Raw genomic sequence first — 24,981 nt, 5'->3', positions numbered from 1 at the left:
GCGCTCGATCTGGCGAGCGGGAATCAGGCCGGGGCAGGCTCTTTCAGGGCCGCTCCCGGGTGGATTTGGGCGATCGGCGGTGGTCACTCACGACGCACCGGCGCTATTTACAAACAACCATGAATGTAAGTATATTCCTTAGCAAGCTATTTATCCACCGGATAGCGTTTTTCTGACAAAGCACTTCCACTATATTCTTGAGCTCCCCTGCTCCTGCGACCCGAGGATCCTCATGCAATTCAAGCCAGCCGTAACCGCCCTGGTTTCCGCCGTGGCCCTGGCAACCCTGCTCAGTGGCTGTAAGAAAGAGGAAGCAGCGCCTGCGCCGCAGGCTCCTCAGGTCGGCGTCGTGACCGTACAACCGCAAGCCTTCACCCTGACCTCGGAACTGCCGGGGCGCACCAGCGCCTACCGTGTGGCCGAGGTCCGCCCACAGGTGAACGGCATCATTCTCAAGCGCCTGTTCAAGGAAGGCAGCGACGTCAAGGAAGGGCAGCAGCTCTACCAGATCGACCCGGCCGTCTACGAGGCGAACCTGGCCAACGCCCAGGCCAACCTGCAGGCTACCCGCTCGCTGGCCGAGCGTTACAAGCAACTGATCGACGAGCAGGCCGTCTCCAAGCAGGAATACGATGACGCCAATGCCAAACGATTGCAGGCCGAGGCGTCGCTCAAGAGCGCCCAGATCGACCTGCGCTACACCAAGGTACTGGCCCCGATCAGTGGCCGCGTCGGCCGCTCCTCGGTCACCGAAGGCGCCCTGGTGAACAACGGCCAGACCAACGCCATGGCCACCATCCAGCAGCTCGACCCGATCTACGTCGACGTCACCCAGTCCACCGCCGAGCTGCTCAAGCTGCGCCGTGACCTGGAAAGCGGTCAACTGCAGAAGGCCGGCGACAACGCGGCCCAGGTTCAGCTGGTGCTGGAAGACGGCAGCCTGTTCAAGCAACAGGGCCGCCTGGAGTTCTCCGAAGTCGCGGTCGACGAAACCACCGGTTCCGTCACCCTGCGCGCGATTTTCCCCAACCCCGACCACACCCTGCTGCCCGGCATGTTCGTGCATGCGCGGCTCAAGGCCGGGGTCAACGCCAACGCCATCCTGGCCCCGCAACAGGGCGTGACCCGGGATCTCAAGGGTGCTCCGACCGCGCTGGTGGTCAACCAGGAAAACAAGGTCGAACTGCGCCAGCTCAAGGCCAGCCGTACCCTGGGCAGCGACTGGCTGATCGAGGAAGGCCTGAAACCGGGCGACCGACTGATCACCGAAGGGCTGCAGTTCGTGCGACCAGGGGTCGAGGTCAAGGTCAGCGAAGCCACCAACGTCAAGAAGCCGGCCGGCCCTGCTCAGGCCAACACGGCGAACGCAGACGCCAAAGCGGAGTAAACCATGTCGAAGTTCTTTATCGATCGCCCGATCTTCGCCTGGGTGATCGCCCTGGTGATCATGCTGGTCGGCGCCCTGTCGATCCTGAAGCTGCCGATCAACCAGTACCCGAGCATTGCCCCGCCGGCCATCGCCATCTCCGTCACCTACCCGGGCGCCTCGGCGCAGACGGTGCAGGACACCGTGGTGCAGGTTATCGAGCAGCAGCTCAACGGTATCGACAACCTGCGTTATGTGTCGTCGGAAAGTAACTCCGACGGCAGCATGACCATCACCGCGACCTTCGAGCAGGGCACCAACTCGGACACCGCGCAGGTCCAGGTACAGAACAAGCTGAACCTGGCCACCCCGCTGCTGCCGCAGGAAGTGCAGCAGCAAGGTATCCGCGTCACCAAGGCTGTGAAGAACTTCCTGCTGGTGATCGGCCTGGTGTCCGAAGACGGCAGCATGACCAAGGACGACCTGGCCAACTACATCGTCTCCAACATGCAGGACCCGATCTCGCGGACCGCAGGCGTGGGCGACTTCCAGGTGTTCGGTGCGCAGTACGCCATGCGCATCTGGCTGGATCCGGCCAAGCTGAACAAGTTCCAGCTGACCCCGGTTGACGTGCGCACCGCGGTCGCCGCGCAGAACGTGCAGGTGTCCTCCGGCCAGCTTGGCGGCCTGCCGGCACTGCCAGGTACCCAGCTCAACGCCACCATCATCGGCAAGACCCGTCTGCAGACCGCCGAGCAATTCGAGAAGATCCTGCTCAAGGTCAATGCCGACGGCTCCCAGGTACGCCTGGGGGACGTGGCTCAGGTCGGCCTGGGCGGTGAGAACTACGCCATCAGCGCCCAGTTCAACGGCAAGCCGGCCTCGGGCCTGGCGGTCAAGTTGGCGACCGGCGCCAATGCTCTGGATACCGCCAAGGCTCTGCGCAAGACCATCAGCGACCTGGAACCGTTCTTCCCGCCGGGGGTGAAGGCCGTGTTCCCATATGACACCACCCCGGTGGTTACCGAATCGATCAGCGGCGTGATCCACACCCTGATCGAAGCGGTGGTCCTGGTGTTCCTGGTGATGTACCTGTTCCTGCAGAACTTCCGCGCCACCATCATCACCACCATGACCGTGCCGGTGGTGTTGCTCGGGACCTTCGGCATCCTCGCCGCCGCCGGCTTCAGCATCAACACCCTGACCATGTTCGCCATGGTCCTGGCCATCGGCTTGCTGGTGGACGATGCCATCGTCGTGGTGGAGAACGTCGAACGGGTGATGTCCGAGGAAGGGTTACCGCCCAAGGAGGCGACCAAGCGCTCCATGGAACAGATCCAGGGCGCCCTGGTGGGTATCGCCCTGGTACTGTCGGCAGTACTGTTGCCGATGGCCTTCTTCGGCGGCTCCACCGGCGTGATCTACCGCCAATTCTCCATCACCATCGTCTCGGCCATGGGCCTGTCGGTGCTGGTCGCGCTGATCTTCACCCCGGCCTTGTGCGCCACCATGCTCAAGCCGCTGAAGAAGGGCGAGCACCATGTCGCCAAGCGCGGCTTCTTTGGCTGGTTCAACCGCAACTTCGACCGCAGCGTCGTCGGCTATGAGCGTAGCGTCGGCACCATCCTGCGCAACAAGATCCCGTTCCTGCTGGCCTACGCGCTGATCGTGGTCGGCATGATCTGGCTGTTCGCCCGCATCCCGACCGCATTCCTGCCGGAAGAAGACCAGGGCGTGCTGTTCGCCCAGGTGCAGACCCCGGCCGGCTCCAGTGCCGAGCGCACCCAGGTAGTGGTCGACCAGATGCGCGAGTATCTGCTCAAGGACGAAGCCGATACCGTCTCGTCGGTGTTCACAGTGAACGGCTTCAACTTCGCCGGTCGCGGCCAGAGCTCAGGCATGGCGTTCATCATGCTCAAGCCCTGGGGTGAGCGCTCGAAGGAGAACAGCGTGTTCGCCCTTGCCCAGCGCGCGCAGATGCACTTCTTCGGCTTCCGTGACGCGATGGTATTCGCCTTCGCCCCGCCAGCGGTACTCGAACTGGGTAATGCCACCGGCTTCGACGTCTTCCTCCAGGACCGCGCCGGGGTCGGCCACGCTAAGCTGATGGAAGCGCGCAACCAGTTCCTGGCCAAAGCCGCGCAGAGCAAGATCCTCAGCGCCGTGCGTCCTAACGGCCTGAACGACGAGCCGCAGTACCAGCTGACCATCGACGACGAACGCGCCAGTGCCTTGGGCGTGACCATCGCCGACATCAACAACACCCTGTCGATCGCCCTGGGCGGTAGCTACGTCAACGACTTCATCGACCGTGGCCGGGTCAAGAAAGTCTACATCCAAGGTGCGCCCAACGCCCGGATGAGCCCGGAAGACCTGCAGAAGTGGTACGTGCGCAACGGCAAGGGCGAGATGGTGCCCTTCTCGTCATTCGCCAAGGGCGAATGGACCTACGGCTCGCCGAAGCTGTCGCGCTACAACGGCGTGGAAGCGGTCGAGATCCTTGGTACCCCGGCACCAGGCTACAGTACCGGTGAAGCCATGGCCGAAGTCGAGCGTATTGCCGGCGAACTGCCAACCGGCATCGGCTTCTCCTGGACCGGCATGTCCTACGAGGAAAAACTTTCCGGCTCGCAAATGCCGGCACTGTTCGCCCTCTCGGTGCTGTTCGTGTTCCTCTGCCTAGCAGCGCTGTATGAAAGCTGGTCGATCCCGATCGCAGTCGTGCTGGTCGTGCCACTGGGTATCATCGGTGCCCTGCTCGCCACCAGCCTGCGCGGCTTGTCCAACGACGTATACTTCCTGGTCGGCTTGCTGACCACCATCGGCCTGGCGGCGAAGAACGCCATCCTGATCGTCGAGTTCGCCAAGGAGCTGCACGAACAGGGCCGCAGCCTGTACGACGCGGCCATCGAAGCATGCCGCATGCGTCTGCGCCCGATCATCATGACCTCACTGGCGTTCATCCTCGGCGTGGTACCGTTGACCATCGCCAGTGGCGCCGGCGCGGGTAGCCAGCACGCCATCGGCACCGGTGTGATCGGCGGCATGATCAGTGCAACCATACTGGCCATCTTCTGGGTACCTCTATTCTTCGTCGCAGTGTCGTCGCTGTTCGGCAGCAAAGAGCCGAAAGAACACGCCACCCCTGAAACTCCACGTTATGAGGCTGGGCAATGACCAAGTCTTTGTTGTCCCTGGCGGTAACCGCCTTCATCCTCGGCGGTTGCTCGCTGATCCCCGACTACCAGACGCCAGAGGCGCCGGTGGCCGCGCAGTGGCCTCAAGGCCCAGCGTACTCGCCGACCCAATCGGCCGACGTCGCCGCGGCCGAACAGGGCTGGCGCCAGTTCTTCCACGACCCGGCGCTGCAGCAGTTGATCCAGACGTCGCTGGAAAACAACCGCGACCTGCGGGTCGCGGCGTTGAACATCGACGCCTACCGCGCGCAGTACCGCATCCAGCGCGCCGACCTGCTGCCGGCGGTTTCCGCCAATGGCAGCGGCAGCCGCCAGCGGGTGCCGGCGAACATGTCACAAACTGGCGAGGCGAATATAACCAGCCAGTACTCGGCCACCCTGGGTGTCAGTGCCTATGAGCTGGACCTGTTCGGCCGGGTGCGCAGCCTGACCCAGCAGGCCCTGGAAACCTACCTGTCCAGCGAACAGGCGCGCCGCTCCACGCAGATCAGCCTGGTGGCCAGCGTGGCCAACGCCTATTACACGTGGCAGGCCGACCAGGCGCTGTTGAAACTGACCGAGGAAACGCTCAAGACGTACGAAGAGAGCTACAACCTCACCCGCCGCAGCAATGAGGTGGGCGTGGCCTCGGCCCTGGACCTGAGCCAGGCGCGCACCGCCGTCGAAGGCGCTCGCGTCAAGTTGTCGCAGTACCAGCGCCTGGTCGCCCAGGACCTGAACAGCCTCACCGTGCTGGTAGGTACCGGCGTGCCGGCCAACCTGCCCAAGCCGCTGGAGCTCAATGCCGACCAGCTGGCCGAAGTGCCGGCCGGCCTGCCGTCCGACATCCTGCAGCGCCGCCCCGACATCCAGGAGGCCGAGCATCTGCTCAAGGCCGCCAACGCCAACATCGGCGCAGCGCGGGCAGCGTTCTTCCCGAGCATCAGCCTGACCGCCAACGCCGGTACCCTGAGCCCGGATATGGGCGGGCTGTTCAAGGGTGGTTCGGGCACCTGGCTGTTCCAGCCGCAGATCAACCTGCCGATCTTCAACGCCGGCAGCCTGCGGGCCAGCCTGGACTACTCGAAGATCCAGAAGGACATCAACGTCGCCAAGTACGAAAAGACCATCCAGACCGCCTTCCAGGAAGTCGCCGATGGCCTGGCCGCACGCAAGACGTTCGAAGAGCAACTGCAGGCGCAACGCGACCTGGTCGCGGCCAACCAGGACTACTACCGCCTGGCCGAGCGCCGCTACCGCATCGGTATCGACAGCAACCTGACCTTCCTCGATGCCCAGCGCAACCTGTTCAGCGCCCAGCAGTCGCTGATCGGTGATCGCCTGTCGCAGTTGGTCAGCGAGGTCAACCTGTACAAGGCCCTCGGCGGCGGCTGGTACGAGCAGACCCAGCAGCAGGCTTCGATCCAGACACCGAAAGGCTGACTGGACCGGTAACGGCACCAAGCCCACCCTCGCGGTGGGCTTTTTGTTGCGCGGTCACATTGCGTTCGATAACCGCCCCGTTCCGCTTGCAACGAATTGCCTAGCCCCCACCCTCCCCCACACCATCGCCCCCGCAACGTTGCACAAGTTCTCTCTAAAGATGCCCATCCCTGCGGCCGTACCCGCAGCGACCCGGCTCGCCCAATAAAAACAAGAGATCCACGACAGATGAGCACTTTGCAACCCGCACGCCAGCTGCTGCCCGGCCTGTTGGCCCTGTCCTGCGCCCTGCCCGGCGTGGCCGCCGAAGGTGGCTTCCTGGAAGACGCCAAGGCCAGCCTCAACCTGCGCAACTTCTACATCAACCGCAACTTCGTCGACCCGGCCAATCCCCAGGGCAAGGCCGAGGAATGGACCCAGAGTTTCATTCTCGACGCCCGCTCCGGCTTCACCCAAGGCACCGTCGGTTTCGGCATCGATGTGCTGGGGCTGTACTCGGTCAAGCTCGATGGCGGCAAGGGCACCGCCGGCACCCACCTGCTGCCGATGCATGGCGACGGCCGCCCGGCGGACGATTTCGGCCGCCTGGGGGTGGCGTTCAAGACGCGCCTGTCGCAGACCGAACTCAAAGTCGGCGAATGGATGCCGGTGCTGCCGATCCTGCGTTCGGACGATGGCCGCTCGCTGCCGCAGACGTTCCGCGGCGGTCAGCTCACCTCGAAGGAGATCGACGGCCTGACCCTGTACGCCGGCCAGTTCCGCGGCAACAGCCCGCGCAACGATGCGAGCATGGAAGACCTGTTCATGCAGGGGCGTGCCGGTATCACCTCTGACCGCTTCAACTTCGCCGGCGGCGAATACAGCTTCAACGACAAACGCACGATGCTCGGCCTGTGGGATGCCCGGCTGAAAGACATCTATCGCCAGCAGTATCTGAACCTGGTGCACAGCCAGCCGTTGGGCGACTGGACCCTGGGCGCCAACCTGGGCTACTTCCTCGGCAAGGAGGATGGCAGCGCCCGCGCCGGCGACCTGGACAACCGCACCACCTCGGCCATGCTCTCGGCGCGCTACCAGGGCCACACCTTCTATATGGGCCTGCAGAAGGTCAGTGGCGACGACGCCTGGATGCGCGTCAACGGCACCAGTGGCGGCACACTGGCCAACGACAGTTACAACGCCAGCTTCGACAATGCCAAGGAGCGCTCCTGGCAACTGCGTCACGACTTCAATTTCGTCACCGTCGGTATCCCCGGCCTGACCTTGATGAACCGCTACATCAAAGGCGACAACGTGCATGCCGGAGGGGTGGACGATGGCAAGGAATGGGCCCGGGAGACCGAGCTGGCCTACGTGGTGCAGGCCGGAACCTTCAAGGACCTGTCGGTGAAGTGGCGTAATTCGACCATGCGCAGGGATTTCAGCAGCAACGCGTTCGATGAGAACCGCTTGATTGTCAGCTACCCGTTCAATCTTCTTTGAAGCCATCGCGGGAAGCCCGCTCCCACGCCGCCCGCACAAAACAGGAGCGGCATGGGAGCGGCGATGCGGCGACCCGACTTGCCTCGCGATTGGACCTGCCGCCCGGAAAATAACCAAATAACATATGCAAATCAAATAACATTCTTTGACGCTATATGTAACAAGCCGCTAAAACCAAGCTCCGATCCCCGCACCAGAGCCCGAGCATGGACCTCCGCCAACTGCGCTATTTCATCGCCCTCACCGAATACCGCAGTTTCGTCCGCGCCGCCGACGCCATGGGCATCACCCAACCCGCCTTCAGCCGCGCAATCCAGAACCTCGAACATACCTTTGGCTGCGCCCTGGTCGATCGCGCCAGCAAGGCATTGCCCCCCACCCCCGAGGGCCATGTGGTGTTGCAACATGCCCGTCGCCTGGTCCAGGGCGCCGCGCAACTGAACAACGACGTCCTGCAGATGACCAAGCTCGATGCCGGAGAGCTGCACTTCGGCAGCGGCCCGGCCCTGGCCGTGCGCCTGGTGCCCCAGGCCCTGCAACATTTCATCAGGACTCATCCCGGTATCCGCACCGACCTGCTGGTGGACAATGCCGAGCGCCTTGGCCAGGCCCTGCGTCGCGAGCAGATCGAGTTTTTCGTCGATGACGTGCGGCCCTTCGAGGCCGATCCCAACTTCCACACCGAGGCACTGTCCCCGCGGCCAGGCCTGTTCTTCTGCCGCCCCGGGCACCCATTGCTGGCCAAGGACAGCCTGTCGACCAACGACCTGTTCGCCTACCCGCTGGCCAGCGCCCTGCTGGCCCCCGGCGTGCGCAAACGCCTGGCCAATCTCAGCGGACGCACCGACTTCACCCCGCACCTGCAGACCGAGCACCTGGCGGTGCTGCGCAGCGTGGTGCTGGCCAGCGACGCCATCGGTACGGCCAGCGAAGAGGCGGTGGTCGAGGACCTGGCCGCCGGCCATCTGGTGCGTCTGCACTGGCGCAACCTGCCGCCAGGTCTGCAAGTACTCAGCGTGCGTTGTGGAGTGATCAGCCGCAGTGGCCAGCGCCTGTCACCGGCGGCGCAGGCAATGATCGACACGCTGGTCAGCCTGGATGCTGCCCCATCGCCCGCAGACGTGACGCATCGACAATCTCCACCTCGCCATAGCCCAGGCGCACCACGCCGGCCTGTTCGAGGCTCCTGAGGATCTGGTTGATGGTCTGGCGCGACAGCGACAGCATCAAGGCCAGCTGTTCCTGGGACACCTGCAGCCGCCATTGGGCGACATCGCGCTCACCGTAGCCCTCGGCCATCTGCAACAGCCGTTGCGCCACCCGCGGCGCGGCGGCCAGCAGGCTCTGCTGCTCGAGGGCGACGAACACCCAGCGCAACTTGTGGCTCATCAGCAGGGCCAGGTCGCGCCAGTACTCTGGCTGGCGGGCCAACCATTCCAGCAACGGCGCCTGGGGAATCCACAGCAGGCGTGTCGGCCCCTCGGCATAAGCGTCATGGGTGCGCGGCTGGCCATCGAACAGGCTGATCTCGCCGAACCAGTGGGGTGACTCGACCAGCGTCAGCAACGCCTCCTTGCCTGCGCTGCTGACCGCCCCGACCCGCATCGCCCCTTCGAGTACCGCATACAAGCCACACGGCGCATCGCCGCGCTGGAACAGTCGCTGCCCCGCTGCCAGCTCACGCGGACGGCCCAGGGCCAGCAGACTATCCTGAACGGTAACGGGCAACTGCCGGAACCATTGGCCATGCAGCAGCTGGGTACGCGGATCGTGCATGGCACCTCGCAAAGCGAACTCTGTCGGCCAGGCGACAGACGACGATGAATGGACAGGGGCAAGCTGTGCTCACCCCTGATGGAGGAACAACAATGAAAAACCTCGTCGAGCACTTGAGTCAATACGCGGCCTACCACCGCGATCCACGCAACATCGCCACCCACTTCATCGGCATTCCGCTGATAGTGCTGGCCGTGACCGTGCTGCTGTCACGCCCGGGCTGGGAGGTGGTGGGCCTCTGGCTGTCGCCAGCGCTGCTGCTGGCGATCTGGGCAGTATGGTTTTACCTGCGCCTGGACCTGCGCTTCGGCCTGGTGATGGGCCTGCTGCTGGGCTTGTGCCTGTGGGCCGGCCACGCGCTGGCCGTGCAGAGTACCGGGCTGTGGTTGAGTGCCGGGCTGGGTGCGTTCGTGGTGGGCTGGATCATCCAGTTCGTCGGACATGCCTACGAAGGGCGCAAGCCGGCATTTGTCGATGACCTCAGCGGGCTTATCATCGGCCCGCTGTTCGTGGTGGCGGAGCTGGCGTTCATGGTTGGGCTGTGCGGCGAGCTGAAAAAGGCCGTGGAGGCCAATGCCGGGCCTGTTGCCGTTCGCCAGAAGAAAGCAGTCGTGTGAAGTGATCGCGGGGCAAGTCGCGGCGGTGCGCCGATGCGACTTGCCCCGCGATGCGTTACTGCCTGGACTCCACCCCAAGTTCATCCCACACCGACTCGGCCAGGTGGAACGTGGCATTGGCCGCCGGGATGCCGCAGTAGATCGCGCTCTGCATGATCACTTCCTTGATCTCCTCCCGCGTCACGCCATTGTTGGCGGCCGCGCGCAGGTGCAGCTTGAGTTCGTCGTTGCGGTTCATGCCGATCAGCATGGCGATGGTGATCAGGCTACGGGTGTGCCGTGGCAGGCCGGGGCGGGTCCAGATATCGCCCCAGGCGTGCCGGGTGATCATCTCCTGGAACTCGCCGTTGAAATCATTGAGCTTTTCCAGGCTGCGGTCCACGTGGGCATCGCCGAGCACCGCGCGACGCACCTGCATGCCGGCTTCGTAACGTTGTTTCTCATCCATGGCAGGTTCCTCAGCGGGCCAGCAGGAAATCGAGCACACGGGCGGTGAAGGCCGCGCTGATCTCGACGTTGGACAGGTGCGCCGCCGGGAACTCGGCATAGGTCGCGTTGACGATGCGGCGGTGCATGAAGCGGCCATGCTCAGGCGTGGTGACCACGTCCGCGGTGCCCGCCACCACCAGCGTCGGCACCTGGATGCGCCCCAGCTGTTCGCGGTAATCGGCATCACGTACCGCCGCGCAGTTGGCGGCATAGCCTTCTGGGCTGGTGTGCGCGAGCATCTGGCAGATGCGCTGGGCCTCGGCCGGCTGCGCCTGGGCGAAGGCCGGGGTGAACCAACGGGCGATGGAGCCATCGCGCAGGTCCGCCATGGCTTGCTGCCCCCCCTTGAGCACCGTGTTGATGCGAGAGTTCCAGACCTCGTCGTTGGCGATCTTCGCCGCGGTGTTGCACAGGGTCAGGCTGTGCAGGCGGTGGCCGGCGTTGATGCCCAGCCACTGGCCGATCAGGCCGCCCATGGACAGGCCGACGAAGTGCGCATGCTCGATGTCCAGCGCATCGAGCAGGGCCAGCACGTCGCCCCCCAGCTGTTCGATGCTGTAGGGGCCTTGAGTGACCAGCGAGCCGCCATGGCCACGGGTGTCGTAGCGCAGCACGCGAAAGTGTTCGCTCCAGGCGGGAATCTGCACATCCCACATGCCCAGGTCGGTGCCCAGGGAGTTGGACAGCACCAGCACCTGCGCATCGGCCGGGCCATCGAGTTGGTAGTTCAGTACGCCATCGGCCAGTTGCAAAAGCGCCACAGCGGTCTCCTATCAGGCAGTGAAACGTTGATGTTCGGCCACGGCGCGCGCCACCCAGACGCGGGCCTGGCCCAGGTAATGGGTGGGGTCGAGCAAGCGGTCGAGCTCGTCGCCGGACAACTCGGCGTTGACCTGCGGCTCATCACCGAGCACTGCACGCAGATGGCGCCCTTCGGCCACGGCGCGCTGGCAGCACTGCTCCAGCAGGTGATGGGCACGGTCGCGGCCCAGGCGTTGGGCGAGGACAATACTGACCGCCTCGGCCAGCACCAGGCCCTGGGTGAGGTCGAGATTGCGGCGCATGCGTTCGGCGTCCACCTCCATGCCTTCGGCGATTAGCTGGGCCTGGCGCAGGGCTCCGGAGACCAGGCAGCAGATCTCCGGCAGGGTTTCCCACTCGGCGTGCCACAGGCCGAGGCTGCGTTCGTGCTCCTGGGGCATCGCGCTGAACAAGGTCGAGAGCAGCCCGGGCACGCGGGTAGCGGCGCCGATCAACACCGCCGCCCCGACCGGATTGCGTTTATGCGGCATGGTCGAGGACCCGCCCTTGCCCGGTGCGGCGGGTTCGAACAACTCGCCTGCCTCGGTCTGCATCAGCAGGCTGACGTCACGGCCGAACTTGCCCAGGCTGCCGGCGACCAGGCCCAGCACCGAGGCGAACTCCACCAGGCGGTCGCGCTGGGTGTGCCATGGCTGTTCAGGCAAGGTCAGCTTCAGTTGCGCGGCAAGGGCCTCGGCCACCGGCAGCGCTTTGCTGCCCAGCGCCGCCAGGCTGCCGGAAGCGCCACCGAACTGCAGTACCAGCAGGCGCGGGCGCAGTTCCTTGAGGCGTTGCCGATGGCGAGTGAGGGCGCCGAGCAAACCGGCCAGCTTCATGCCCAGCGTCACCGGCGTTGCATGCTGCAGCCAGGTCCGCCCCACCAGCGGCGTGTCGGCATGCTGCAATGCCTGATGCGCCAGGGTGTCGGCCAGCTTGCCGAGATCGTTTTCGAGCAATCCCAGGGCATGGCGCAGTTGCAGCACCAGGCCGCTGTCCATCGCATCCTGGCTGGTAGCGCCCAGGTGCACGTAGCGCTCGGCCTCGGGTACGCCACTGGCGACCACCTTGCCCAGGGCCTTGACCAGCGGGATCGCCGAATTGCCGGCCACCGCGATGGCGTCGGCCAGCGCCCGGGCATCATAGCGCTCGGCCTTGCAGGCCGCCTCGATGGCAGTCACCGCAGTGTACGGCACCAGCCCGGCGGCCGCTTCGGCACGGGCCAGGGCCGCCTCGAAGTCGAGCATGCCCTGCAGCCGGCCCCGGTCGGAGAAAACCTCGCGCATGGCCGGGGCGGTGAAGTAGGCGTCGAACAGTTGGTTGCTCATGCAACGTCCTTAGTGATCATGGTGCAGGTACGCCGCCTGCTTCGGCAGGCGCAGGCTGAACAGGAAAGCCACCGCCATCATGGCGGTCACGTACCAGTAGAAGGTGTTCTCCATCCCCAAGGTTTTCAAGCCCAGTGCCACGTATTCGGCCGAGCCGCCGAACACCGCGTTGGCCACGGCGTAGGCCAGCCCCACGCCCAATGCGCGAACCTGTGGCGGGAACATCTCGGCCTTCACCAGGCCGCTGATGGAGGTGTAGAAGCTGACGATGCACAAGGCCAGGGTCACCAGCACGAAGGCCATGAACGGGCTGGTCACGGTCTTCAGCGCCATCAGCAAGGGGACGGTGAATAGCGTCCCCAGGGCGCCGAACAGCAGCATCGAATTACGCCGACCGATGCGGTCGGAGAGCATGCCGAACAGCGGCTGCAGGATCATGAACAGGAACAGCGCGCCGGTCATGACGAAACTGGCGCTCTTGGCGTTCATGCCGGCGGTGTTGACCAGGTACTTCTGCATGTAGGTGGTGAAGGTATAGAAGATCAGCGAACCACCGGCGGTATAGCCCAGCACCGTGATAAACGCGGCAGCGTGATTGCGCAACAGCCCGCTGATGCTGCCGGCATCCTTGTCCTGGCGGGTCTCGGCGCTGCTGGTCTCCTTCAGCGAACGGCGCAGCATCAGCGAGATCAACGCGGCAATGGCACCGACCACGAACGGGATGCGCCAGCCATAGGCGCGCAGTTCGTCCTCGGTGAGCAGTTGCTGCAGGATCACCACCACCAGCACCGCCAGCAACTGGCCGCCAATCAGGGTGACGTACTGGAACGAGGCAAAGAAACCGCGTTGGCCACGCAGCGCCACTTCGCTCATGTAGGTGGCGGTGGTGCCGTACTCACCGCCCACCGACAGCCCCTGGATCAACCGCGCCAGGAGCAGCAGCGCTGGCGCCCAGGTGCCGATGCTGGCGTAGGTGGGCAGGCAGGCGATGATCAGCGAGCCGCCGCACATCATCAGCACCGAGATCATCAGCGAGTTCTTGCGCCCGTGACGGTCGGCCAGGCGGCCGAAGATCCAGCCGCCGATAGGGCGCATCAGGAAGCCTGCGGCGAACACGCCGGCGGTGTTGAGCAACTGCACCGTGGGGTCGTCGGAGGGGAAGAAGGCCGGGGCGAAGTAGATGGCGCAGAAGGCGTAGACATAGAAGTCGAACCATTCCACCAGGTTGCCCGACGAGGCGCCGACGATGGCGAAGATACGCTTGCTGCGTTCTTCGCCGGTGTAATAGGTTGAGGTCATGGTGCGTTTGCTCCTGGAGGGTCACAGGTAATTCTAGACATACCTGGTTACACACTCGTTCCGCCTTGCCCGTGCGTCATGGCGGGACAAGCCCGCTCCCACGTAGCCTGGCACAGGCATTTTCGTGGGAGCGCCGGGTTCCAAAGGATCAGACCCTTTCAATAGCCAACGCCAACCCCTGCCCAACGCCCACACACATGGTCGCCAACCCCTTGCGCCCGCCGCTCTTCTCCAGCTGATGCAATGCCGTCAGCACCAGACGTGCCCCGCTCATGCCCAGCGGATGCCCCAGGGCGATGGCGCCACCGTTGGGGTTCACCTGTGGAGCGTCGTCTGCCACACCCAGCTCGCGCAACACCGCCAGGCCCTGGCTGGCAAAGGCTTCATTGAGCTCGATGACATCGAAGTCGGCCACGGCAATGCCAAGGCGCTCGGTCAGCTTGCGCACCGCGGGGACCGGGCCGATGCCCATCACCCGTGGCGCCACACCGGCGCTGGCCATGCCCAGCACCCGGGCACGTGGGGTCAGGCCGTGCGTCTTCACCGCCTCGGCCGACGCCAGAATCAGCGCGGCGGCACCGTCGTTGACACCCGAGGCGTTGCCAGCGGTAACGCTCTTGTCCGGGCCGTTGACTGGTTTGAGCTTGGCCAGTGCCTCCAGCGTGGTCTGCGGGCGCAGATGTTCGTCGTGCTCGACCACCGTCTCACCCTTGCGGTGCTGGATACGCACCGGCACGATTTCCTCGGCGAAAAAGCCGGCGGCCTGCGCGGCGGCAGCCTTCTGCTGGCTGCGCAGGGCGAAGGCATCCTGGTCGGCACGCGATACCTGGTAATCATCGGCGACGTTGTCGGCGGTCTCGGGCATCGAGTCCACACCGAACTGGGCATTCATCAACGGATTGACGAAACGCCAGCCGATGGTGGTGTCCTCGAGCTTCATGTTGCGCGAGTAGCCGCTCTCGGCCTTGCCCATCACGAACGGCGCGCGGGACATCGACTCGACGCCACCGGCAATCGCCAGCTCCATTTCGCCGCTGGCGATGGCCCGGAAGGCGCTGCCGACGGCGTCCATGCCCGACGCGCACAGGCGGTTGAGGGTCACGCCCGGGACACTGTGTGGCAAGCCGGCCAGCAACAGCGCCATGCGCGCCACGTTACGGTTGTCCTCGCCAGCCTGGTTGGCGCAGCCGAAGAACACTTCGTCGAGCCGGTCCCATTGCACACCCGGGTTACGCTCGATCAATGCCTTGAGCGGCACTGCCGCCAGGTCATCGGCGCGCACGCCGGCCAGGGCCCCGCCGAAACGGCCGATAGGGGTACGAACAGCGTCGCAGATGAAGACGTCACGCATCAGGCTTCTCCTGCCGTATGGCCATGGGCGGCGGCGGTACGCGCTTCGAGATCGCGCAAAGCGGACAGCTCTACCTCGCTGGGTGCCGCGGTTTGCTGCACGTCCTCGGCAAAGCGGATCGCCCAGCCAGTGGCTTTGATGATCTGCTCGCGGGTCACGCCTGGGTGGATCGAGGTGACCACGAACTCGTGGGTACCTGCCTCCGGCTCCATGATGCACAGGTCGGTAATGATGCCGACCGGCCCCTCACCCGGCAGGCCCAGGCGCTGGCGCGAATCGCCGCCTTCGCCATGGCCGACCGAGGTGATGAAGTCGAGCTTGTCGACGAAGGCCCGCGGCGACTGCTTGAGGATGATCAACACCTGCTTGGCGGAGCCGGCGATCTCCGGCGCGCCGCCTGCACCCGGCAGACGGGTCTTCGGTGCGTGGTAGTCACCGACCACGGTGGTGTTGATGTTGCCGAAGCGATCGACCTGGGCGGCGCCGAGAAAGCCGACGTCGATGCGCCCGCCTTGCAGCCAGTAGCGGAAGATCTCGCCGGTCGGCACCACGGTGTCGGCGGTCTCGGCCAGCTCGCCGTCTCCGATGGACAGCGGTAGCACGCTGGGCTTGGCACCGATCGGGCCGGACTCGTAGATCAGCACCACGTCGGGCGATGAGGTCAGGCGCGCAAGGTTGGCGGCCTTCGACGGTAGGCCGATGCCGACGAAGCAGACGGCGCCGTTGCGCAGGCGACGGGCGGCGGCGACGGTCATCATTTCGGAAGTGGAGTAGCTCATTGCGCGGCCTCCGCGGTGCTGGCCAGCCTGGCCTGGAATTCGGTGAAATCGGCGGTGCCACGGATATAGGTGTCGATCCAGGCAGTGAACGACTCACGGTTACGGGCAATCGGATCCCAGGCCTGGTAGAAGCGGTTGTCGCGCTCGTAGTAGCCGTGGGCGTAGGACGGGTGGGCGCCGCCGGGCACCAGGCACACCGCGCTGAGGGCCCAGGTCGGCAGCACACAGGCATTCATCGGTGCCTGCAGGTCATCGACGATCTCCTCGACGGTGACAATGCAGCGCTTGGCTGCAAGCGCCGCTTCCTTCTGCACGCCGAGAATGCCCCACAGCAGCACGTTGCCCTTGCGGTCGGCCTTCTGCGCATGGATCACGGTGACGTCCGGGCGCACCGACGGCACGGCGGCGAGCACTTCGCCGGTGAACGGGCAAGTGACAGACTTGATCAGCGGGTTGACCTTCGGCAGGTCGGAGCCGGCGTAGGCGCGCAGCACCGCGAACGGCAGGCCGGAGGCGCCGGCGACATAGGCGTTGGCCAAGTCGGCGTGGCTGTGCTCCTCGATCTCGATGGCGTGGGGCCACTGTTTTTCCACTGCGTCGCGCAGGCGGTGCAGCGAACCGACGCCGGGGTTGCCGCCCCAGGAGAAGATCAATTTGCGCGCGCAGCCGGCGCCAATCAGTTGGTCGTAGATCAGGTCCGGGGTCATGCGCACCAGGGTCAAGTCGCGCTTGCCCTGGCGAATGATCTCGTGGCCGGCGGCGGTCGGGATCAGATGGGTGAAACCTTCGAGGGCGACACTGTCGCCATCCTGGATGAACTGCTTCACGGCCTCGTGAAGCGAGAGGATTGCTGCCATTGGAGACTCCTGGTCAGGTCGAGTCGGGTCAGTGAGCAGCGGACCGAGGCATCGCTGCGATGGGCCCAGATTAAGGAGACTGAGGGGGTTATCTCAATCCGATAATCGCACTTTTGTGCGATTATCGAACAATTTGTTACCCTGCTATTTATACGATCCTGCAGGAGCGAGCCTCCCAGACCTCAGGTCGCATCCGCGTGGCTGACCAACCCTTTCACCACGACAGCCACCGCGGCCAATGCCGCTGGCACCAGCAGTGCCGTCAGCACCTGCTCGAAATTCCACCCCAACCCCAGCAGCGTAGCCCCGCTCCAGGCGCCGAGAATCGCGCCGAAGCGACCGATCCCGAGCATCCAGGAAACGCCTGTGGCACGGCCTTGGGTCGGATAGAAGCGCGCCGCCAGCGAGGGCATGGCCGATTGCGCGCCGTTCACGCACATGCCGGCAACCAGCACCAGGGTCGCCAGCAAGGTGATGTTGCCCAGGCTCTGTCCAACGGCGTAGGCGAACACACCTGCGAGCAAATAGAAGATGCCGATCACCTTGTGCGGGTTGAAACGGTCCATGGCCCAACCCACTGCCACCGCGCTCAGCACCCCGCCAAACTGGAACAATGCGCCGATGAAAGCGGCCTGCTCCATGCTTGCGCCGCTGTCGCGCATCAGGGTCGGCAGCCAGCTGGTCAGCAGGTAGACGATCACCAGGCCCATGAAATAGGTCAGCCACAGCAATACGGTGCCCAAGCCATAGGTACCCGAGAAGATCACCGCAAACACGTTGCGCGCCGCCACCGCCTTCTGTTCCGGCACGCGGAAGCTCGATGCCTGGGCTACCTGTTCAGGATTGATCGGCGCCAGGGTCTTGCGCACCTTGTCGGCGCCGCGATTGCGCACCACCAGAAAGCGCGCCGACTCCGGCAACCAGGCCAACAGCACCACGGCCAGCAGCAGCGGCAGCACGCCACCGATCACCAGCAGGCTGTGCCAGCCGTAGGCCGGGATCAGCTTGGCCGAGATGAAACCACCGCCGGCCATACCCAGGTTGAAACCACAGAACATGCTGGTCACCAGCAACGACTTGAGGCGCTCCGGGGTATATTCCGACAACAAGGTGGTGGCGTTGGGCATGCCAGCCCCCAGGCCCAGACCGGTCAGAAAGCGCAACACCAGCAATTGGTCGACATTGCTCGCGTAGGCCGAGGCCAGGCTGAAGCCACCGAACACCAGTACCGCGCCCACCAGCACGCCCTTGCGTCCGAAGCGGTCGGCCAGCGGGCCGGAGCCGAGGGCGCCGAACACCATGCCGATCAGCGCGGCGCTCATCACCGGGCCGAGACTGGCCCGGTCGATGCCCCACTCGTGGGACAGCGCCGGGGCGATGAAGCCCATGGCGGCAGTGTCCAGCCCATCGAGAAAGACGATCAGGAAGCACAGGATCACCACCCGCCACTGATAACGGGACAGCGGCTGGGCGTTGATGAAGGACTGGACGTCGAGGCAGTTGCCGACAGCGGATTGTGGCTTGTTCATTATTGTTATCCGGGAGTTGGGCACAGGCAGGCTACCGCGCAGGGCGGTTGCACTGGAACAGGGAACAGCGGATACGACGGCCGAGGCTCAGCCGGAGTGCAGCAGCACCGTGCGCGGGTGCGACCGCGACAGCGAAGGGACAGTGGTCATGGGGATGCCCTCGGGCCTGTTGTTATTATCCGGTCGGCGCAGCCGACAGGTGCGACAGACATTAATCAGCAGGCGTGGGCGGCGCAATTCGCCGAGAGCGACACTGTGCGTTTATCGAACAGGAAACGGCGTGATGTGTTCAACGCTCCTGCGCACGAGCAAAGTACGGTGTTGCTTGCAATGGCCGCATCACTGGAAAGCCAGCTGAGCCGGGTCGCTACGGGCGCCTGCTTTTCGGCGTTGGGGCGCAATGCGCCCCGGCGGGCTCAGCCAAATAGCTGATGACATAAATCCCTGCTTGCCGCCAGCAAGATCGGCAGGAAACGCTGCTCCAGCTCCCCGCGGCTGACGCGGCCGACATGAGTACTGACATTAAGCGCCGCCAGCACTTGACCGGATGCGTCATAGATCGGCACCGCAATCGAGCGCAACCCTTGTTCCAGCTCCTGGTCCACCACGCACCAACCTTGCTCACGCACCTGCTGGATACAGGCAAATAACGACTCCGGATCATGCAGGGTACGGCTGGTTCGGGCCTTGAGGTCGGCTCGTTCCAGGTATTCGTGCAGGCTGGCATCGTCCAATGCCGCCAGCAGGATACGGCCCATCGAAGTGCAGTAGGCCGGCAATCGCCCGCCGACTGAAAGGTCGACCGAGATCAGCCGTTCGACCGTTGCGGAGCGTGCGATATAGAGAATGTCATCGCCCTCCAGCGTGGCCATGTTCGCCGCCTCGTGGAGCTGGTCGCTGATGCGATCCAGATAAGGCTGGGCCGACACCGCCAATGGCGTGGATGACAGGTAGGCATGACCAAGGGTCAACACTTTGGGCAACAGCGAATAGGTACGCCCGTCAGTGGTCGCATAACCCAGCTTCATCAGGGTATGCAGGCAGCGCCGCACCGCGGCCCGCGGGATCTCCGTTCGGTGGCTGATCTGGGCGATGGTCAGGTGGCGCTTGCGCTCCTGGAAGGCCTGGATCACTGCCAGGCCACGGGCCAGGGAGGTCATGAAGTCGGGGTCGCCGGTGAACGCCTGGATACGCTTGGCCGCCGATGCCACGATCGGCGGGGCCAGGGTGGGGCTGCTACTGCGTGTGGACTCGTTGGCTGACTGGCCGCTGGTTTCTTCACTCATGGGCATGCCTCAAAAAAATCGCTATCTCGTGCGATTATCGAACGAACGGCCGATAATCGCAATTGACCGCTGACACTTTTGCTTATACCTTTCCCCTGCCACATGTGGCTTCTTTGGAGAGACTGGTCAGGTACCCACCGTAGAAGTCCCAGGCAACGGCCTCGCCCCTCAGCGAGGCCGTTTTCATTTCTGACAGTGGCCGGCGAACTTTGCTTGCCATCGACTTGAACCTTTTGAATGCCTGCACGACAAAGGGCTTATAGGCTGCACAACAAACTTCAGGTCTATTGTCAGTTGCAGGTAAAGAACGATAGCCTTCAACCGGGCGATTGCTATAATTGCCGGTGTTGATTGCAAGCACCGTTTAACGGATCCAATCGACGCACTTTCGTTGCCTTTAGACTGCCAGTCCCTGCCTTTGCAGTGGCTCGCCGTGTGCTGCACCGCAGCTTGCCAACTCATACATTGCCATTTCGCTGCAATGAATTGTTCGGCTTGCCGACATATCCGCATTCTGCGTGTGTATTTAAAGGCTGACGCCCAACTTCAACCTAATCAGGTATTACTGTGACGAAAGAAGAACTGCGCGCGGAACTCGAGCGCCAGGCTGAACGTTACAAGGATGTTTACGGTGGTGAAGTCACCACCTATGCCGCGCAACCCGATCCGGAACGCAAGCCCTGGCGTAAACGTGCCAGCGTTCTCGACCAAGCGTTCGCCCAGGAAATCGAGAAGATCGAAAAGGAACTGCGCAGCGACGACAACTGAAGCCGATCGATGCCAATGCGCTATCACCCAGGAAGGGTCTGAAGCCAGCCGGGTGAGCAAAAACCTGTGATATGAAATGGAATCACACAAATTTCATACAGTCGTTTTAATTGCGCAAGCCCAGTAAAAATCACCTCAAATAGCTGATTTTTCTGAATTTTATCGATTTTTAACGGCGTTTTTTTGCGATTACCCGGCACCTGGCTGCTTGTGCCATGTTGGCATTTGCCTGCCATCGGTCAGCCGCAGGTGCATCGATTGCCATCGTTTTCTGGCATAATCCGCCCCCCCTAAGACCGCCAGACAACCTTCATGATCGATTTATTCAGCGGACTGGATGCCTGGGTTATCGTGAGCCTGACGCTCGCTCTGACCTTCGTGCTCGCCTTCGAGTTCATCAATGGCTTTCATGACACCGCCAACGCGGTAGCCACCGTCATCTATACCAAGGCCATGCCACCGCACCTCGCCGTGTTCTTCTCTGGCGTGTTCAACTTCCTCGGCGTTCTGCTCGGTGGTGTCGGGGTGGCCTATGCCATCGTCCACCTGCTGCCGGTCGAACTGCTGATCAATGTGAACACCGGCCACGGCCTGGCCATGGTTTTCTCGTTGCTGGCCGCCGCCATCACCTGGAACCTGGGCACCTGGTACTTCGGCATTCCAGCGTCCAGCTCGCACACCCTGATCGGCTCGATTCTCGGGGTCGGCCTGGCCAACGCCCTGCTCAGCGACATTCCGCTGGGTGACGGCGTCAACTGGCAGAAGGCCATTGATATCGCCATGTCCCTGGTGCTCTCGCCAATGGCCGGCTTTGCTGTCGCCGCCCTGGTGCTGATTGGCCTGAAATGGTGGCGCCCGCTGTCGAAGATGCACAAGACCCCTGACCAGCGCCGCAAGCTTGACGACAAGAAGCACCCGCCGTTCTGGAACCGCCTGGTGCTGGTGATCTCGGCCATGGGTGTGAGCTTCGTACACGGCTCCAACGATGGCCAAAAAGGCATCGGCCTGATCATGCTGGTACTGATCGGTATCGTCCCGGCCAAGTTCGTCCTCGACCTGAACAGCACCACCTACCAGATCGAGCGCACCCGTGACGCCACCTTGCACCTGAGCCAGTTCTACCAGCGCAACGCCGCCACCCTTGGCGAGTTCCTGGCGCTGGGCAAGGCGCAGGCAAGCGACCTGCCGGAGCAGTTCAGCTGCAATCCACAGCAGACCGAGCCCACCATCGCCGCGCTGCAATCGTCGCTCGCCGGTGTGACCGACTATCGCGCCCTGAGCGCCGAGAAGCGCGTCGAAGTGCGCCGCTACCTGCTGTGCCTGGACGACACGGCGAAGAAGGTCGGCAAGCTGCCTGGCCTGGAGCCTCGTGAAAAGGCTGACCTGGATAAACTGCGCAAGGACCTGACCGCCACCACCGAATACGCCCCGTTCTGGGTGATCGTCGCCGTCGCCCTGGCCCTGGGCCTGGGCACCATGGTCGGCTGGAAACGCGTGGTGCTGACCGTTGGCGAGAAGATCGGCAAGCAGGGCATGACCTATGCCCAGGGCATGTCGGCCCAGATCACCGCGGCCTGCGCCATCGGCATGGCCAACGTATTCAGCCTGCCGGTGTCCACCACCCACGTACTGTCGTCCGGCGTGGCCGGTACCATGGTTGCCAACAAGAGCGGCCTGCAAGGCGGCACCGTGAAAACCATCCTGCTGGCCTGGGTGCTCACCCTGCCGGCGTCGATGGGCCTGGCAGCCGGCCTGTTCTGGCTGGCCACCAAGGCCATTAGCTGAGTGCTGATGCAGTACTGAAAAAGGCGCCCCTTACAGGGCGCCTTTTTCGTGGGAGCGGCGGTGCGCCGATGCGATTTTCTCCGCGTTTAGCCCAATAAGGCTTAACGTTTCTTCCCGCCCAGCAGCGACCCCATCAACCCCCGCACCAACTGGCGCCCCAACTGATTGGCCGCTTGGCGCACCGCCGACTTGATCGCCTGCCCCGCCGCGCTCTGCAGGAACTCGCCGGCCTTGTCGGCAAAGCTGTCTTCCCCGGCCTTGGACTGGGGAACCGGCTCCACCGGCGCGCCCTTGCGCTGCGTGAGCATTTCATAGGCCGACTCACGGTCGATCGGCTTGTCATAACGCCCCGCCAACGGCGACGCCGCGATCAGCGCACTGCGCTCAGCCACGCTCAAGGGTCCGATCCGCGACTGTGGCGGCGCGATCAACACCCGCTGAACCATGGCTGGCGTGCCCTTCTCTTCCAAGGTGCCGACCAGGGCTTCGCCGATACCGAGCTCGGTAAGCACCGCCAAACTGTCGAACGCCGGGTTCGGCCGAAACCCATCAGCCACTGCACGCAATGATTTCTGCTCCTTGGCGGTGAAGGCGCGCAGGCCATGCTGGATGCGCAAGCCCAACTGGGCCAATACCGCATCCGGCAGATCCCCCGGCGACTGAGTGACGAAATACACCCCCACGCCCTTGGAGCGGATCAGCCGCACCACTTGCTCCAGGCGGTCCTGCAACGCTTTGGGCGTGCCGTTGAACAGCAGGTGCGCCTCATCGAAGAATAACGCCAGCACAGGTTTGTCGGCATCGCCGCGCTCCGGTAGTTGCTCGAACAGTTCTGCCAGCAGCCACAGCAGGAACGTCGCATAGACCTTGGGGGCATCATGTACCAAGCGGCTGGCATCGAGCAGGTGGATGCGGCCGCGCCCGTCGCCCTCGGGGCGCAGCAGGTCTTCGAGCTGCACCGCCGGTTCGCCGAACAATGCCTCGGCCCCTTGTTGCTCCAGGGTCGCCAGCCGGCGCAAGAGAGCCTGCGTGGAAGCACTGGTCATCAACGCGCCGTCCTCCCCCAGCAATTGCGGGTTTTCCTTGAGGTGCGCGAGCAGGGCCTTGAGGTCCTTCAGGTCGAGCAACAGCAAGCCCTCACGGTCGGCTACCTTGAACGCCGCATACAAGGCCGCCTGCTGGCTGTCGGTAAGCTCCAGCAGATTGCCCAGCAGCAGCGGCCCCATTTCACTCAAGGTGGTACGCAGGGGATGCCCTGATTGGCCCGCGACATCCCAAAGGGTCACCGGGTAGCCTTGGGGCGTGTGATTCAGCCAGGGCATCCCGGCAATCCGCTCAGCCACCTTTCCCTGCGGCGCACCCGCCGCCCCGAGACCACACAGGTCGCCCTTCACATCCGCGGCAAAAACCGCCACCCCGGCGTCACTGAACAGCTCGGCGAGATGTTGCAGGGTAACCGTCTTGCCAGTCCCCGTGGCACCGGCCACCAGGCCATGCCGGTTGGCCAGGCGCATGGCTTGGGTTATGGGCTGACCATCCGGGCTTGCACCTACAACCATTCGTAAGAAATCTGACATCTTCTTTCATCCCCCACTCAAGTTCTGCCGCGTTACAGCCGATAGTTCAGAGTGACTCTTACCAGAAAGACAGTAACAACCCGAAAAGGACCCACGGGAATTGTTGCACTGTTTTCCAGCCGTGCTTTGTGCGAACGACCCGATAAAAACCTTAGCGGACACGATCACGTTATGAACAAAAGCCTTCGTTTCAGCCACAAGATTCTTCTGGCGGCATCACTGATCGTGATACTCGCCTTCAGCCTGTTCACCCTGTACAACGACTATCTCCAGCGTAATGCCATTCGCGAAGACCTGGAGAACTACCTGGCCGAGATGGGTGAATCGACCTCCACCAACATCCGCAACCTGTTCGAAGGACGCATCAAACTGGTCGACAACGTCGCCCAGAACCTCGCACAGTTCCCACAGAACACCGGCACACTGCTGGGCCAGAACGCCCTCACTTCGAGCTTCCTGACCATCTACCTGGGCCAGCCTGACGGGACATTCACCGTACGCCCGGACACCAAGATGCCCGACGGCTACGACCCGCGCGTGCGGCCCTGGTACAAGGACGGCCTGAACGCCAGCGGCCCGATCCTCACTGAACCCTACATCGACATGGCCACCAACAAGATGGTCATTTCGATCATCAGCACCGCCTCGCGCTCGGTGGGTGTGGTCGGTGGCGACCTAGCCCTCGACGGCCTGGTGGAGATCATCAACTCGCTGAACTTCGGCGGCATGGGCTATGCCTTCCTGGTCAATGACCAAGGCAAGATCCTGGTGCACCCGGACAAGAACCTGGTGATGAAGTCGCTATCGGACCTGTTCCCACAGAACACACCGCGGCTATCCAGCGAGCTGACCGAAGTGACGCTCAATGGCGAAACCCGGCTGCTGACCTTCACCCCGGTCAAAGGCCTGCCGTCGGCCAACTGGTACATCGGCCTGTCGGTGGACAAGGACAAGGCTTTCTCGATGCTCAGCACCTTCCGCACCTCGGCGGTGATCGCCACAGTGGTTGCGGTAGTGATCATCATCGCCCTGCTCGGCCTGTTGATCCGCGTACTGATGCAGCCGTTGCACACCATGACCCGTGCAATGTCGAACATCGCCGAAGGCGAAGGCGACCTGACCCGCCGCCTGGAAATCCACAATCACGACGAGTTCGGCATCCTCGGCACCGCCTTCAACCGCTTCGTCGAACGCATCCATGGCTCGATCCGTGAAGTGTCATCGGCCACCGAACAGGTCAACGAAGTGGCATTGCGGGTCATCAGCGCCTCGAAC

General features: G+C 63.7%; 20 protein-coding genes and 1 pseudogene. 9 read left to right on the top strand and 12 right to left on the bottom strand.

Annotated elements, in window-relative coordinates:
- Positions 1 to 232: 232 nt before the first annotated feature.
- The 5 genes from ttgA (at position 233) to OH705_RS11675 (ending at position 8,657) form a co-directional block, all read left to right on the top strand.
- Positions 233 to 1,387 carry a toluene efflux RND transporter periplasmic adaptor subunit TtgA gene (gene ttgA / locus OH705_RS11695; protein ID WP_104444451.1) on the top strand — a complete coding sequence of 385 codons (1,155 nt, stop codon included), beginning with the start codon at positions 233 to 235 and terminating at the stop codon, positions 1,385 to 1,387.
- Between the two features lie 3 nt (positions 1,388 to 1,390).
- Entirely contained in the window at positions 1,391 to 4,543 is a 3,153-nt protein-coding gene (gene ttgB / locus OH705_RS11690; protein ID WP_023630221.1) for a multidrug efflux RND transporter permease subunit TtgB, read from the top strand.
- Positions 4,540 to 5,985, top strand: a complete 1,446-nt coding sequence (locus OH705_RS11685; RefSeq protein WP_038705526.1) for an AdeC/AdeK/OprM family multidrug efflux complex outer membrane factor — start codon at positions 4,540 to 4,542, stop codon at positions 5,983 to 5,985. Before ttgB ends, OH705_RS11685 begins: the two co-directional genes overlap by 4 nt.
- Before the next feature lie 228 nt (positions 5,986 to 6,213).
- Positions 6,214 to 7,467 (top strand): OprD family porin, encoded by a 1,254-nt coding sequence (locus OH705_RS11680; RefSeq protein ID WP_267302258.1) that lies wholly within the window; start codon positions 6,214 to 6,216, stop codon positions 7,465 to 7,467.
- A gap of 206 nt (positions 7,468 to 7,673) precedes the next feature.
- Positions 7,674 to 8,657, top strand: coding sequence for a LysR family transcriptional regulator (locus OH705_RS11675; RefSeq protein ID WP_094010165.1), 984 nt, complete (start codon positions 7,674 to 7,676; stop codon positions 8,655 to 8,657).
- Here the strand turns inward: OH705_RS11675 and OH705_RS11670 are convergent.
- Positions 8,557 to 9,243: a Crp/Fnr family transcriptional regulator gene (locus OH705_RS11670; RefSeq protein ID WP_023631937.1), complete on the bottom strand. Its 687-nt coding sequence runs from the start codon at positions 9,241 to 9,243 to the stop codon at positions 8,557 to 8,559. The two genes, OH705_RS11675 and OH705_RS11670, sit on opposite strands and share 101 nt — an antisense overlap.
- Positions 9,244 to 9,335: 92 nt before the next feature.
- Here OH705_RS11670 and OH705_RS11665 point away from each other — a divergent pair, with 92 nt between their 5' ends.
- On the top strand, positions 9,336 to 9,860 hold the full coding sequence (locus tag OH705_RS11665; protein ID WP_267302257.1) for a DUF962 domain-containing protein: 525 nt from the start codon (positions 9,336 to 9,338) through the stop codon (positions 9,858 to 9,860).
- 55 nt (positions 9,861 to 9,915) lie between these two features.
- Here the strand turns inward: OH705_RS11665 and pcaC are convergent, their stop codons facing one another.
- The 9 genes from pcaC to pcaR form a co-directional block, all read right to left on the bottom strand.
- Positions 9,916 to 10,308 carry a 4-carboxymuconolactone decarboxylase gene (gene pcaC, locus OH705_RS11660; protein ID WP_046856920.1) on the bottom strand — a complete coding sequence of 131 codons (393 nt, stop codon included), beginning with the start codon at positions 10,306 to 10,308 and terminating at the stop codon, positions 9,916 to 9,918.
- 10 nt (positions 10,309 to 10,318) lie between these two features.
- Positions 10,319 to 11,110, bottom strand: coding sequence for a 3-oxoadipate enol-lactonase (gene pcaD / locus OH705_RS11655; RefSeq protein WP_267302256.1), 792 nt, complete (start codon positions 11,108 to 11,110; stop codon positions 10,319 to 10,321).
- Positions 11,111 to 11,122: 12 nt separating this feature from the next.
- Positions 11,123 to 12,475 carry a 3-carboxy-cis,cis-muconate cycloisomerase gene (locus OH705_RS11650; protein WP_267302255.1) on the bottom strand — a complete coding sequence of 451 codons (1,353 nt, stop codon included), beginning with the start codon at positions 12,473 to 12,475 and terminating at the stop codon, positions 11,123 to 11,125.
- Between the two features lie 9 nt (positions 12,476 to 12,484).
- Positions 12,485 to 13,774 carry an MFS family transporter gene (locus tag OH705_RS11645; RefSeq protein ID WP_267302254.1) on the bottom strand — a complete coding sequence of 430 codons (1,290 nt, stop codon included), beginning with the start codon at positions 13,772 to 13,774 and terminating at the stop codon, positions 12,485 to 12,487.
- 148 nt (positions 13,775 to 13,922) lie between these two features.
- Positions 13,923 to 15,128 (bottom strand): 3-oxoadipyl-CoA thiolase, encoded by a 1,206-nt coding sequence (gene pcaF / locus OH705_RS11640; RefSeq protein WP_177182878.1) that lies wholly within the window; start codon positions 15,126 to 15,128, stop codon positions 13,923 to 13,925.
- Positions 15,125 to 15,904 carry a CoA-transferase subunit beta gene (locus OH705_RS11635; protein ID WP_267302253.1) on the bottom strand — a complete coding sequence of 260 codons (780 nt, stop codon included), beginning with the start codon at positions 15,902 to 15,904 and terminating at the stop codon, positions 15,125 to 15,127. The genes pcaF and OH705_RS11635 overlap by 4 nt, the downstream gene beginning before the upstream one ends.
- Positions 15,901 to 16,761 carry a CoA transferase subunit A gene (locus OH705_RS11630; protein ID WP_094010170.1) on the bottom strand — a complete coding sequence of 287 codons (861 nt, stop codon included), beginning with the start codon at positions 16,759 to 16,761 and terminating at the stop codon, positions 15,901 to 15,903. The genes OH705_RS11635 and OH705_RS11630 overlap by 4 nt, the downstream gene beginning before the upstream one ends.
- Positions 16,762 to 16,943: 182 nt before the next feature.
- Positions 16,944 to 18,290 (bottom strand): MFS transporter, encoded by a 1,347-nt coding sequence (locus tag OH705_RS11625; RefSeq protein WP_038705520.1) that lies wholly within the window; start codon positions 18,288 to 18,290, stop codon positions 16,944 to 16,946.
- Between the two features lie 416 nt (positions 18,291 to 18,706).
- Positions 18,707 to 19,576: a pca regulon transcriptional regulator PcaR gene (pcaR, locus tag OH705_RS11620; protein ID WP_267302252.1), complete on the bottom strand. Its 870-nt coding sequence runs from the start codon at positions 19,574 to 19,576 to the stop codon at positions 18,707 to 18,709.
- A gap of 567 nt (positions 19,577 to 20,143) precedes the next feature.
- Here pcaR and OH705_RS11615 point away from each other — a divergent pair.
- Entirely contained in the window at positions 20,144 to 20,344 is a 201-nt protein-coding gene (locus OH705_RS11615; RefSeq protein ID WP_023629966.1) for a hypothetical protein, read from the top strand.
- Positions 20,345 to 20,367: 23 nt separating this feature from the next.
- Here OH705_RS11615 and OH705_RS11610 read toward each other — a convergent pair whose 3' ends face one another.
- Positions 20,368 to 20,580: a hypothetical protein gene (locus tag OH705_RS11610; protein WP_267302251.1), complete on the bottom strand. Its 213-nt coding sequence runs from the start codon at positions 20,578 to 20,580 to the stop codon at positions 20,368 to 20,370.
- A 76-nt stretch (positions 20,581 to 20,656) separates the two neighbouring features.
- Between OH705_RS11610 and OH705_RS11605 the strand changes: the two genes are divergently transcribed.
- Positions 20,657 to 22,129: an inorganic phosphate transporter gene (locus tag OH705_RS11605; RefSeq protein ID WP_023629967.1), complete on the top strand. Its 1,473-nt coding sequence runs from the start codon at positions 20,657 to 20,659 to the stop codon at positions 22,127 to 22,129.
- A gap of 101 nt (positions 22,130 to 22,230) precedes the next feature.
- Here the strand turns inward: OH705_RS11605 and OH705_RS11600 are convergent, their stop codons facing one another.
- Positions 22,231 to 23,706, bottom strand: coding sequence for a helicase HerA-like domain-containing protein (locus tag OH705_RS11600; RefSeq protein ID WP_267302250.1), 1,476 nt, complete (start codon positions 23,704 to 23,706; stop codon positions 22,231 to 22,233).
- 171 nt (positions 23,707 to 23,877) lie between these two features.
- On the opposite strand from OH705_RS11600, the pseudogene OH705_RS29285 reads away from it, so the two are divergent.
- A pseudogene (locus tag OH705_RS29285) lies at positions 23,878 to 24,894 on the top strand (cache domain-containing protein); the annotation flags it as partial.
- Between the last annotated feature and the right edge of the window lie 87 nt (positions 24,895 to 24,981).

The organism is Pseudomonas sp. BJa3 (assembly GCF_026343815.1).
Taxonomy (GTDB): Bacteria; Pseudomonadota; Gammaproteobacteria; order Pseudomonadales; family Pseudomonadaceae; genus Aquipseudomonas; species Aquipseudomonas soli.
The sequence above is the reverse complement of the archived record's forward strand: the minus strand, read 5'-3'. Positions and strand labels throughout refer to the sequence as shown.